The sequence below is a fragment of the Streptomyces sp. NPDC098781 genome (genome assembly GCF_044759995.1).
Lineage (GTDB): Bacteria > Actinomycetota > Actinomycetes > Streptomycetales > Streptomycetaceae > Streptomyces.
This window is the reverse complement of record NZ_JBIWAK010000002.1, coordinates 242,378-254,235: the sequence shown is the minus strand read 5'-3', so window position 1 is coordinate 254,235 and position 11,858 is coordinate 242,378. Positions and strand designations below refer to the sequence as shown.

At 71.0% G+C, this 11,858-nt stretch carries 12 protein-coding genes; 5 read left to right on the top strand and 7 right to left on the bottom strand.

The features are described 5' to 3' along the window. The first annotated feature begins 34 nt into the window (after positions 1 to 34). Entirely contained in the window at positions 35 to 610 is a 576-nt protein-coding gene (locus ACIQWG_RS07210; RefSeq protein WP_404091455.1) for a carboxymuconolactone decarboxylase family protein, read from the top strand. 99 nt (positions 611 to 709) lie between these two features. On the opposite strand, the gene ACIQWG_RS07205 is transcribed toward ACIQWG_RS07210, so the two are convergent. The 3 genes from ACIQWG_RS07205 to ACIQWG_RS07195 all read right to left on the bottom strand — a co-directional run bounded on the left by ACIQWG_RS07205 (position 710) and on the right by ACIQWG_RS07195 (position 3,861). After that, entirely contained in the window at positions 710 to 2,197 is a 1,488-nt protein-coding gene (locus tag ACIQWG_RS07205; protein WP_404091452.1) for a glutamate synthase subunit beta, read from the bottom strand. 345 nt (positions 2,198 to 2,542) lie between these two features. Next, the gene (locus tag ACIQWG_RS07200) at positions 2,543 to 3,022 is read right to left on the bottom strand and encodes a DUF1772 domain-containing protein (RefSeq protein ID WP_404091449.1); all 480 of its coding nucleotides are present in this window, start codon (positions 3,020 to 3,022) and stop codon (positions 2,543 to 2,545) included. A 143-nt stretch (positions 3,023 to 3,165) separates the two neighbouring features. Beyond that, positions 3,166 to 3,861, bottom strand: coding sequence for a DUF2293 domain-containing protein (locus ACIQWG_RS07195; RefSeq protein WP_404091446.1), 696 nt, complete (start codon positions 3,859 to 3,861; stop codon positions 3,166 to 3,168). 106 nt (positions 3,862 to 3,967) lie between these two features. Between ACIQWG_RS07195 and ACIQWG_RS07190 the strand changes: the two genes are divergently transcribed. Beyond that, entirely contained in the window at positions 3,968 to 4,609 is a 642-nt protein-coding gene (locus ACIQWG_RS07190) for a uridine kinase (RefSeq protein ID WP_404091443.1), read from the top strand. Positions 4,610 to 4,866: 257 nt separating this feature from the next. Then, positions 4,867 to 5,304, top strand: coding sequence for a CBS domain-containing protein (locus ACIQWG_RS07185; protein WP_404091440.1), 438 nt, complete (start codon positions 4,867 to 4,869; stop codon positions 5,302 to 5,304). Positions 5,305 to 5,558: 254 nt separating this feature from the next. Here the strand turns inward: ACIQWG_RS07185 and ACIQWG_RS07180 are convergent, their stop codons facing one another. Next, entirely contained in the window at positions 5,559 to 6,686 is a 1,128-nt protein-coding gene (locus tag ACIQWG_RS07180) for a magnesium and cobalt transport protein CorA (protein WP_404091438.1), read from the bottom strand. Positions 6,687 to 7,048: 362 nt separating this feature from the next. Between ACIQWG_RS07180 and ACIQWG_RS07175 the strand changes: the two genes are divergently transcribed. Next, positions 7,049 to 7,843 carry a methyltransferase domain-containing protein gene (locus ACIQWG_RS07175; protein WP_404091435.1) on the top strand — a complete coding sequence of 265 codons (795 nt, stop codon included), beginning with the start codon at positions 7,049 to 7,051 and terminating at the stop codon, positions 7,841 to 7,843. 151 nt (positions 7,844 to 7,994) lie between these two features. On the opposite strand, the gene ACIQWG_RS07170 is transcribed toward ACIQWG_RS07175, so the two are convergent. Next, complete coding sequence (locus tag ACIQWG_RS07170; RefSeq protein ID WP_404093479.1) at positions 7,995 to 8,942, bottom strand: carbohydrate kinase family protein; 948 nt, start codon at positions 8,940 to 8,942, stop codon at positions 7,995 to 7,997. 8 nt (positions 8,943 to 8,950) lie between these two features. Then, positions 8,951 to 9,859 carry a pseudouridine-5'-phosphate glycosidase gene (locus ACIQWG_RS07165; protein ID WP_404091433.1) on the bottom strand — a complete coding sequence of 303 codons (909 nt, stop codon included), beginning with the start codon at positions 9,857 to 9,859 and terminating at the stop codon, positions 8,951 to 8,953. 100 nt (positions 9,860 to 9,959) lie between these two features. On the opposite strand from ACIQWG_RS07165, the gene ACIQWG_RS07160 reads away from it, so the two are divergent. Next, positions 9,960 to 10,388 (top strand): VOC family protein, encoded by a 429-nt coding sequence (locus ACIQWG_RS07160; RefSeq protein WP_404091430.1) that lies wholly within the window; start codon positions 9,960 to 9,962, stop codon positions 10,386 to 10,388. A 78-nt stretch (positions 10,389 to 10,466) separates the two neighbouring features. On the opposite strand, the gene fdhA is transcribed toward ACIQWG_RS07160, so the two are convergent. Further along, entirely contained in the window at positions 10,467 to 11,693 is a 1,227-nt protein-coding gene (gene fdhA / locus ACIQWG_RS07155; protein WP_404091428.1) for a formaldehyde dehydrogenase, glutathione-independent, read from the bottom strand. Between the last annotated feature and the right edge of the window lie 165 nt (positions 11,694 to 11,858).

Genomic DNA, 11,858 nt, shown 5'->3' with positions numbered 1-11,858 from the left:
ACAGTCGGTCTTTGGGCGCCATAGATTTACATGCATGACGACGAACACGACTGCTCTGAACGGCACTTCCGACATCGCCTCGGCTAACGACTCCGCGATCGACTCCGAGATCGACTCCGCCATCGCCGCGGCCGAGGCCGCGAGGACCCGCCTGGACTTCGCGAAGGCCGCCCCGAAGGTCTTCCGCGCCATCGTCGGCTTCGACGCCGCCGCCCGCGCGGGCCTCGACCCCGCACTGGTCGAGCTGATCCAGATCCGCGCCTCGCACCTCAATCACTGCGCCTACTGCCTCCACCTGCACACCAACGACGCCCGCAAGGCCGGCGAGAGCGAGGACCGTCTGCACCTCGTCGCCGTCTGGCGCGAGGCCCGCCACTTCTTCACCGAGAAGGAGCAGGCGGCCCTCGCCCTGACGGAGGCCGTGACCCTGGTGGCCGACGGAGGGGTGCCGGACGAGGTCTACGCCCAGGCGGCGGCTCAGTTCGACGACGGGGAACTGGCTCATGTCCTCGCCCTGATCATGACGATCAACACCTGGAACAGGGTGGCGCTGGCCACGGGGAAGGTGGCCGGGACGGACGAGCGGCGCCAGGTCGCGCCGGGGCGGTAGCCCGTGGTCCCTGAGCCGGCGGTCTCTGGTCGGCGGCCCACGTGTCGGCGTCCCTGTGCCGGCGGTCCCCGTGTCGCCGGTCCCTGTGTCGGACGGTCCTCAGACCGTCATCGGCCGGTCGTACGGCGAGATGGGCGTCGGCAACCGCGAACTCCCCGTGAGATAGCGGTCGACGGCCGCCGCCACCGCCCGCCCCTCGGCGATCGCCCACACGATGAGCGACTGCCCCCGGGCGGCGTCCCCCGCGGCGAACACGCCGGGCGCGTTCGTCGCGAACCCGGCGTCCCGCGTGATCGTGCCGCGCGGCTCCATCTCCAGCCCCAGCTGGTCGATCAGTCCGTCCGCGCGGTCGGGCCCGGAGAAGCCGAGGGCCAGCAGCACCAGGTCGGCCGGCAGCGTCCGCCCGGTGTCCGGCAGCGGGCGGCGTCGCTCGTCCACCTCGACCAGGTGCAGCGACCGCACGTGCCCGTCGGCGTCGCCCGTGAAGTGGAGCGTGGACGCCGCGAACAGCCGAGCGTCCGCGTCCGCCGCGGGCGCGGTCTCCAGTTCGCCCGCCTCCTCGTGAGCGGCCGAGAGCCGGTAGATCTTCGGGTACGTCGGCCAGGGCTCGGCGTCCTCGTCGCGCTCGGCGCCCGGCTGGGCGTAGATGTCCAGCTGGGTCACGGACGCGGCGCCCTCCCGCACCGCGGTGCCCAGACAGTCGGCCCCCGTGTCCCCACCGCCGACGATGACGACATGCTTGCCGGCGGCGGACATGGGGGACGTCTCCAGATCCCCCTCGCGCACCCGGTTGGACAGCGGCAGATACTCCATCGCCTGCTCGATGCCGCTCAACTCCCGCCCCGGCACGGTGAGTTCACGCCAGGCAGTCGCCCCGGTGGCGATCACCACCGCGTCGTAACGCGACCGCAGCTCGTCCGCCCCCACGTCCCGCCCGACCGCCGTCGACGTACGGAACTTGGTCCCCTCGGCCCGCATCTGCTCGATCCGCCGATCCAGATGGTGCTTCTCCATCTTGAACTCGGGGATGCCGTACCGCATCAGCCCGCCGATCCGGTCGTCCTTCTCGTAGACGGCGACGGTGTGACCCGCCCGGGTCAGCTGCTGCGCCGCCGCGAGCCCCGTGGGCCCCGAGCCGATGACCGCGACCGTCCGTCCCGACAGCCGGTCCGGCGGCCGAGGCGGCGCGAAGCCGTCCTCCCAGGCCCGGTCGGCGATGGCGCACTCGACGTTCTTGATGGTGACGGCCGGCTGGTTGATCGCCAGCACACAGCCCGCCTCGCACGGCGCCGGACACAACCGCCCGGTGAACTCGGGAAAGTTGTTGGTCGCGTGCAACCGGTCCGCCGCGGCCCGCCAGTCCTCCCGGGACACCAGGTCGTTCCAGTCGGGGATCAGATTGCCCAGCGGACAGGCGTCGTGGCAGAAGGGGATCCCGCAGTCCATGCAGCGGTCGGCCTGCTTGCTGATGATGGGCAGCAGCGCCCCCGGGACGTACACCTCGTCCCAGTCCCGCACCCGCTCCTCCACGGGCCGGCGGGGCCAGTCCTGGCGGGGGGTGGTCATGAAACCCTTGGGATCGGCCATGGCCGTCTACCTCGTGCGCGTGGGGCGTATGGAGCCGTGTGACGTACTGAGCCGTGTGACGTACTGAGCCGGACGGCGTACGGAGTCATGCGACGTACTGGAGCCGTGGGACGTGGCTGCTGGAACTGTGTGACGTGGCTGCCGGCGCTCCGAGGCCCGCTGAAGCCCTGAGATCTGCCGAAGTCCTGAGGCCTGCCGGAGCCGCGGGACGTGCCGATGCCGTGCGTCGTCGTGCGGCGCTCTTTTCGCAACGATACGTCCCGTCGGCCACCTGCGCAGAGTGGGCGGACAGCGCTTTCTCCCGCCGATCCGCCGCGGAAGGGTGGTCACTCCCCGCCGCCCGGGTCAGGCGATGGCCAGCACGTACAACACCGTCGCGGCGGCCGAGGCGACCGTCCGGACGTGGTTCCACGCAGTCCACTCCCGCACATACGTCGGCCAGTAGGCGGCGGCCTCCTGGGTGCCCGGCTCCAGCTTCAGCAACGCGTTGTTGCGGGGCACGTTCGCCACCATGGTCACCCCGAACGAACCGAACAGATACAGCGCGCTGCCCAGCAGCAACTCCACCGTCCCCTCGTCTGGCCAGAGCACGAACGTCACCACGGCGATCACCGCGCACAGCACCGCCGAGCCGAGGAACACCAGCATGAACGCCGGCATCAGCGCGGTCACATTGATCGCCCTCATCGCGGCGACACCCTGCGCGGGCGGCAGCGAGGCGAGCCCGCGCATCACGAAGGTCGAGAAGGCGCAGAACACCCCGGCCACAAGGCCGGTCCCGACCACACCGATCACGACCAGAACGAAGTACGGCCCATCGATCATGTCAACGTCAACTCCCGCATCCCGCCGGGATCCCTGCCCGGCCCATCCGTCACCTCAAGTGAAATCCTGTACGAGAACGGTGACCATGGCCGAGCGGCGCGAGCACATACGCGAGAGTCCAGTCGGGGCAGGCACGTCCACCATCAGCCGACCTCGGACACCTCCGCCCGCCATCCCCGCAACCTCGTCTCCACCGCCGCCATGATCCGCCGCCGAGCCTCGTGCCGGGGCACCCCGCTCATCAGCAAGTGGTCGTACGGCGTGTCCAAGTGCCGCACCGACGCCACGACCGCCGACGTCACCGCCACCTCCGACAACGCCCGCCCCGCGGCACTCCGCCCCACCCGGCCGCTGCCCCGCACCGAGGCATGCGCGGCGATGTCCCGTGCCCGGTCCGCCGGACACCCCGGGAACAGCCGCAGGATCTCCGTCGCGAACGCCTCCGCGAACCGCACGTCCTCCAGCGCCCGGCGCCGCGCATCACGCGACCGGCGCCGCCGCCGGGCCTCCGCGTCCGCGAGGCACCGCTCCTCGGCCCGGGCGAGCCCCGCCTCCTCCACGAGAACGCCCTGCCGCTCGTAACGTCCCTTGCGCCGGTTGAACCGTACGACCACCGCCGACAGCCCGCTCTCCTCCCGGGACCGACGTGTCAACGCCGTGTCGCCGCGCGGCAGGAACACCAGATGCCCGAGGTCGGCACAGTCCAAGCACCGAGGCGCCCCCTCCTCCAGCACCAGCATCTGCAACGGCCCCGCATGGCACTCCGCGCAGAGCCGCCGCTTGAGGGGCTGGATGACGAGAAGGCCGGTGCGGGGCGGGGGAGTTGTGCGCGGTGCCATAAGGGGTTCATTCCCCTCGGGCCAGGGCCGGGGAACTCCTGGACGAACGCCCCTTCCCGCCGACCGCAAACGCACCCCGCCCCCGCCCTGTCGCATCATGGGCCGTGTGCGACTGGAAGCGATCACCTGGGACCGGCTCGGCGATCTGCTCGCCGAGCGGCTGCTCGACCTGAAGCCGGCCGACGGCAGCCCTTGGCCGCGCGTCGCCTTCGACGGAGCCCCGGCCGCCCGCCCGGGCCATCTCGCCGAGCGGGTCGCGGATGCGCTGCGCGTACGAGGCCGTCCCTCGCTCGCCGTCGGCATGGAGGGCTTCCTGCGCCCCGCCTCGGTGCGCCTGGAGTACGGGCACCGGGACCTGGAGGCCTACTACAACGGCTGGTACGACACCGGTGCCCTGTGGCGCGAGGTCTTCGGTCCCCTCGAACCCGACGGCGACGGCCGTGTCCTGCCCGACCTCTGGGACCCGGTCACCGACCGGGCCACCCGCACCCCCTACGTCCAACTCCCGCCCGGCGGCTTCCTGTTGCTGCACGGTCCCCTCCTGCTGCGCCACTGGTTCCCCTTCGACCTGTCCGTCCATGTCCTCCTCACGCCCGGCGCCCTGCGCCGTCGCACCCCCGAGGCCGAGCACTGGACCCTCCCCGCCTACGAGCGCTACGACGAGGAGACCGACCCGGCCGGCACGGCCGACGTACTGGTGCGTGCCGACGACCCCCGGCACCCGGCGTGGAACGGTGGAGGAACGTGATCCACCAAGCCCCGTCGGCCGAGCCCGACGACGACACCCACGTGATCATCCGCGTCGTGCCGCACAGGATCGTGCGGCGTGATGCCGTACAAGATCGTGCGCTTCCCAGCACCTGATCACCGCCCGCAGCCTGCCGCCCACGGTCGTTACCGCTCGGTTCCAGGTGCAGGGGCCGGACGCCACGGCGAGAATGAAGGGCGCCGGGACTAGCGGTGCGTCCCGCGCCGCGCCGGCCGTCCGGCATCGGGAGGTAGTCCATGACCACCGCCGGAGACATCATGCACCGAGGCGCCCAGTGGATCCCGGCTCACGAGACCCTGGACCGCGCCGCTCAGTTGATGCGCGAGCTGGGCGTCGGAGCCCTGCCCATCAGCGACGAGAACGAACGGCTCTGCGGCATCCTCACCGACCGCGACATCGTCATCGGCTGTGTGGCCATGGGCCACGACCCGAGCAAGGTCACCGCCGGCGAGATGGCTCAGGGCACCCCGCGCTGGATCGATGCGAGCGCCGACATCAGCGAAGTGCTCCAGGAGATGAAGGAGCACCAGATCCGTCGGCTTCCCGTCATCGACGACAAGCGCCTGGTCGGCATGATCAGCGAGGCCGATCTGGCCCGGAGCCTGTCCGAGGGCGACGTCGGTCTCTGGGCCGAGAGCGTCTACGCCCTGACCGGGGCGCCGTCGAGGCACTGAGCCGGCGACGGACTGCCCTGCCATCTCGGGTGCCGTTCGGCTGCCGTTCGCGTCCGGCCGTCCGGTCGTCCGGTCCGCGACTGGTCGGTCGTACGGTCAGTCGTCCGGTCGGCGGCCGGCCGGTCCCGGTGGGCCGCTGGCCGGTCGTCCGGTGGGCTGCTGCTCGGTCGTCCGGTTGGCGGCTGGCCGTGCCGGCCTAGGACGACGGGCCGCAGGTGGTCGCGTGGTCGCCCTCAGAGCAACGCATCGCGCCCTCAGAGCCACCCATTGCGCCGGAAGCCCCGGTGCAGCAGTACGCACGCCACGGATATCACGCCTATGACCAGTGGATAGCCGAACGTCCAACGCAGCTCCGGCATGTAGTCGAAGTTCATGCCGTAGACCCCGCACACCATCGTCGGTATCGCGATGATCGCGGCCCAGGCCGTGATCTTCCGCATGTCCTCGTTCTGCGCGACGGTGACCTGCGCCAGGTGTGCCTGGAGGATCGAGTTGAGCAACTCGTCGAAGGCGGCTATCTGCTCCTTGGCCCGCGTCAGATGGTCTGACACATCGCGGAAGTAGGCCTGTATCTCCGGCTCGACGACCCTGATCGGGCTGGTGGCCAACTCCTCCAGCGGCCGGCTCAGCGGAACCACGGCCCGCTTCAGCTCCAGCAGTTCCCGCTTGAGCTGGTAGATCCGTCCGGGATCCGCCCGCGCTCCGTTCTCCGCGAAGACATCCGTCTCGACCTCGTCGATGTCCTCCTGCACCGAGTCCGTGACGTTCAGGTAGTCGTCGACCACATGGTCCGCGACGGCGTGCAGCACTGCCGCCGGTCCCTTGGCGAGCTGCTCGGCGTTCGACTCCAGCCCCTCGCGCAACGGGCCCAGTGAGCCATGCCGTCCGTGGCGGACCGTGATCACGAAGTCCTTACCGACGAACACCATGATCTCGCCCGTGTTCACGACCTCGCTCGTCGCCGTGAGCTTCTCGTGCTCGACGTAGCAGACGGTCTTGAACACCGCGAACAGCGTCTCGTCGTACCGCTCCAGCTTGGGTCGCTGATGTGCCTCGACCGCGTCCTCGACCGCCAGCGGATGCAGGTCGAACAACTCGGCGATGCCCGCGAACTCCTGGTCCGTGGGCTCGTGGAGGCCGAGCCAGACGAAGCCGCCGCCGCGCTTGCGCACCCTCTGCACGACGTCGACCAGATCGCCGGTCTCCGGGACCCGCACGCCGTCCCGGTACGTTACGCAGTTCACCACGGAGGAGCCCAGCGGGGACCTGGCGGGGTGGCTGAGGTCGACGCGGGGGCGGCGTCGAGTCAGCCGTGCCACCTTGCGCAGGCCGCCGACCTTGCTGAGGCCCGTGACCTTTCGCAGATTCCCTGCCATGGACATCTGGATCTCCTTGTGTGGATCCCTCGCGCCGCATCTCTGCGCCTTGGCCTGCCAGTTTGCCAGCCGGAAGTGAGTGACGGGTAAGCCTGTGGGAACAGCGGATTCCGCCTTGTTCCCGCCTGTGGACAACCGGCCCACCGAGGGAGGACGCGGCGGCGGACCGTTCGGATGCGGAGGGGGAGTTGTGGTGCGGTCGGGCGAGTGTCGGGAGCGTGGTGTGTGGCCGGATAGTAGTCGGGAGCCGTGGTGCGTGGCTGGGACGGATGCCGAGGGACCGTAGCGCGAGGCCCTACATCCGCCATCTCGCCCTGGCCGCCGCGTCGCCCCCTCCTCGCGAGCGGGACAACTGGGATGATCGCGGCATGACGCGAAACGACGGGTATCTCCTCGACAACCGCCAGACCGAGGCGGGCGAGCGTTTCGACGCCTTCGCCACCCTCTTCGACCCCACGACCTTCCGGCACCTCGAAGGATTCGGCATCGGACCCGGCTGGCGCTGCTGGGAGGTCGGCGCCGGTGGCACGTCCGTCGTGACCTGGATGGCCAAGAAGGTCGGCCCGACCGGCAAAGTCGTAGCGACCGACATCGAGACCTCGCAGCTCGCCCCCGCCGCCCGGCCGCCGGTGGAGGTCCGCGTCCACGACGTGAGCGCCGAGGAACCGCCGGGGGAGGGGTTCGACCTGGTCCACGCCCGGCTCGTGCTCGTCCATGTGCCGGACCGGGAACGGGCGTTGCGCTCGATGATCGAGTCCCTGCGCCCCGGCGGACGGCTCCTGGTCGAGGACGCCGACCCCGCCCTCCAGCCGCTCATCTGCCCCGACGAGCACGGCCCCGAGCAGCAACTGGCCAACCGGCTGCGCCACGGCTTCCGCAAGCTCCTCGCCGACCGGGGTGCCGACCTCTCCTACGGTCGCAGGCTTCCGCGTCTGCTTCGCGAGGCCGGTCTGCGCCAGGTGACCGCCGACGCGTACTTCCCGGTCACCTCGCCTGCCTGCGCCGCCCTGGAGTCCGCGACGATCCGGCAGATCCGCGACCAACTCGTCACCGCGGGCATCGCCACCGACCAGGACATCGACCGCCACCTCGCGAACGTCGCGTCCGGCACGATGGACCTGGCCACGGCACCGCTGATCTCGGCGTGGGGGCGCAAGGCGTAGTCGGCGCGGCGTGTGGCCTGGGCAGCTGGTCAGTGCGCAGGGTTTGCCGCCGGGGTCTCGGGTCCCGCCGGGGTCGGTTCGTCCGGTGGCGGTGCCCCAACGCCGACCGACCCTCACCGCGGACGTCACACCGCCCACCCTCAAGCGCGCGTCATCCCAGCCGAGGCGGCCTCCCCCCGACCCGCTCCACCGCCAGCGCCCCCTCCCGGCAGCCCGCCCGAGCCGCCTCCTCGGGCGTCGTACCGGAGAGCAGGGCGGCGAGGAAAGCGCCGGTGAAGGCGTCCCCCGCTCCGGTCGTGTCCGTCGGTGTCGCCGGTACGGCGGGGACGTTGGCGCTCACGGCGCCGGATCGTGCCACCAGCGCGCCGTCCGCGCCCTGCTTCGCGACCACGAGCGGTACCTGGCGGCTCAACTTGGCCGCCGCGTCCGCCGCATCCGGCAACCCCGTGAGCAGGCACGCCTCGTCACGGCTCGGCAGCAGGACGTCCACGCCCCCCACCAACGCCAGGAAACGGTCCACCCCCAGCTCGACCAGGAACCCGGCCGACGCCGGATCCAGGCTGACCGGCACCCCACGCGCGCGTGCGGACGCGAGCGCCACGGTGACCAGCGCGCGGCCCTGCTCGGAGAACAGCAGATAGCCCGACAGATGCAGCCATGCGACACCGTCGAGGAGCGCGTCCGACCAGTCGCCCGGGTCGAGCCGCAGCGACGCACCGCTGTCGGTCAGGAACGTCCGCTCGGCGGCGGCACCCGTGTCGACCAGGCAGATCACCGTGCCGGTCGCCGCCTGGGGATCGACCACCAGACAGGGCCGCACACCGCTCGCGGTCAGTTCCCGCTCATGCCACTCGACGGCCTCGGCACCCACCCGTCCCAGCAGGCGGACTTCCGCGCAGCCCCGATACGCGGCCCAGCAGGCCACATTGGCGCCCGCGCCGCCCGGCACCGTCAGGATCGCCGCCGCCGTGTCCGTACCCGAGGCGAGCGGCCCCCGATGCCGGGCGATGACGTCGGTCACCACATCCCCGACGACCAGCAGCGCTCCCTCGCGGGCGCCGCCGGACGCGCTCGGTCCGCTTCCCGATCCGTCGGACAATGTCCCGCTCACGTCCCGGCCCAGGCCGCCGCGATCCGCCCCGCCAGCCGCACATTGCCGCGTACGGCCGCGAGATTCGCGCTCAGTGAGGCACCGTCCGTGTGACGTACGAGGTAGTCCAGCAGGAACGGCGTGACGGCCTGCCCGGTGATCCCTTCCTCCCCGCACGCGTGCAGCGCGTCGGCGAGCACGCGCGCGTGCAGCCCGGGATCCAACTGCTCCGCCTCAGGCACCGGATTGGCGACGATCAAAGCCGACTCCGGCCCGTCGAGGGCGTCCTGAGCGCGCATCACCTCGGCCACCTCCGCCGGCGAGCCGAGGGTCCAGTCGACGGGGTGCCCCGAGTCGGAGAGGTAGAAGCCGGGGAACCGCTCGGTGCGGTAGCCGGCCACCGCGACGCCGAGCGACTCCAGCCGCTGCAAGGTCGCCGGGACGTCCAGGATCGACTTCACCCCGGCGCACACCACTGTGATCCGGGTACGCGCGAGCAGCCCCAGGTCGGCCGACTCGTCCTGCGTCACCGTCCACTCCCGGTGCACACCGCCGAGCCCACCGGTCGCGAACACCCGGACGCCCGCGAGAGCCGCCAGCAGCGCCGTCGCCGACACCGTGGTCGCCCCGCTCGCCTTGGAGGCCACGGCGAGCGGCAGGTCCCGGTGCCCCAGCTTGCGGATCCCGTCCTCGTTCGCGATCCGCTCCAGCTGCTCCTTGTCCAGCCCGACGTGGGGCCGGCCGTCCAGCACGGCGATCGTCGCCGGAACAGCACCCTCCCGCCGTACGACATCCTCCAGCTCCCGCGCCACCTGAAGATTGCGCGGGCGCGGCAGCCCGTGCGCGATGATCGTGGACTCCAGGGCCACCACGGGTCGACGCGCGTCGATCGCCTCCCGCACCTCTTCCGACACCATCAGCACCACGCGCCTGCCTCCTGTCCGTCGGTCTTCCCTCATCTCTGGCGGGCGCCGCGCCCGATCAAACCCCTTGCAGCCTGTGGGACACGACACCAGCCTTGGACGTATGACGGACAACACTGCACGTCTCGACCATGTCGTCCTCTGGGTGAGTGACCCGGTGGCGTCGGCCGACTTCTTCGAGAAGGCGGTCGGCATGGAGCCGGTCAGGCTCCCGGAGTTCTCCGCGGGGGCCGTCCCGTTCCCCTCCGTGCGCCTCAACGAGGAGACGATCCTCGACCTGATGCCGCTCACCATGGCGGAACGCATGAAGATGCTGCCGGGCGCCGCCGAGAGCGCCGGGCACCCGGTCAACCACGTCTGCCTGGCACTGCCCGGCGACGACTTCGACGCCCTGCGCGCACGCCTGGAGGAGCGCGCCGCACCGGTGTCGGACATCTCCCACGACTCCTTCGGCGCCCGCGGCAAGGCCAAGCGCAGCTTCTACTTCCGCGACCCCGACGGCAACGTCTTCGAGGCCCGGCACTACGACTAGCGGCCGCGGCGGCGAAGGGGGCCACGCGCGCGTGGCCCCCTCCGGAGTCGTCGTCCTGTCCGGTCCGATGTGCAGACCTCAGACCGGCTGTACGCCGTCCAGCACCCCATGCGGGTTCAGCACGTACTTGCGGCTGGCGCCCTGATCGAACTCGGCGTAGCCGCGCGGTGCGTCCTCGATCCCGATCACGGTCGCGTTGACCGCCTTGGCGATGTGCACCCGCTCGTGCAGGATCGCCTGCATCAGACCCCGGTGGTACTGCATCACGGGGCACTGCCCGGTCGTGAAGCGGTGGCTCTTGGCCCAGCCGAGGCCGAGCCGGACCTTCAGCGTCCCGGACTTCGCGTCCGCGTCGATCCCTCCGGGGTCGTCCGTGACGTACAGGCCGGGGATGCCGAGGGCACCGCCCGCGCGTGTGATGCCCATCAGCGAGTTGAGGACCGTCGCGGGCGCCTCCTGGGCGTCCGGGCCGTGCCCGCGCGCTTCGAAGCCGACCGCGTCGACCGCGGCGTCCACCTCGGGCTCACCGAGGATCTGCGCGATCTGTTCGCCCACGTCGCCACGCGAGACGTCGACGGTCTCGCAGCCGAAGCTCCGCGCCTGGGCGAGGCGTTCGGCGTTCAGATCGCCGACGATGACGACCGCGGCACCCAGCAGATGCGCAGAAGCGGCCGCCGCGAGCCCGACCGGGCCCGCCCCGGCCACGTACACGGTCGATCCGACACCCGCGCCCGAGGTCACCACTCCGTGGAAGCCGGTCGGGAAGATGTCCGACAGCATGGTCAGGTCGACGAGCTTCTCGCGCGCCTGGTCCGGGTCGGGGAACTTCAGCAGGTTGAAGTCCGCGTACGGGATCATGACGAACTCGGCCTGTCCGCCGACCCAGCCGCCCATGTCGACATAGCCGTACGCCGCTCCGGGACGGGCCGGATTGACGTTCAGGCAGATACCTGTCTTGCGCTCCTTGCAGTTACGACACCGCCCGCAGGCGATGTTGAACGGTACGGAGACGATGTCGCCCACGTCGATGGTCTCGACGTCCGGCCCCCGTTCGACGACCTCTCCGGTGATTTCGTGTCCGAGGACCAGCCCTTCCGGCGCGGTCGTGCGCCCGCGCACCATGTGCTGGTCACTGCCGCAGATGTTGCTGGCCAGTACCTTGAGGATCACCCCGTGCCGGCACTTGCGGCCGATGTTCGCGGAGGCGACTCCCGGTCCGTCCTGAAGCTCGAGCGTCGGATAGTCGATGGTCCTGACCTCGACCGTGCCCGGCTTCAAATACGCCACTGCCCTGTTTCCGCTCATGCGTGATCGCCGTCCCTTCGGCTCCGTGTCTTCCGGATGCCAGTCGGATGCCAGCGGCTGTGCGCACGGTGGAGTCTGCTACCGGCGCCCCGTTCCGGCCAGCCTTCGCGTGGCTACCCGGAGGACACACCCGGCCTCCGGCTTCCCAGGCAGAGCGGGGCGTAA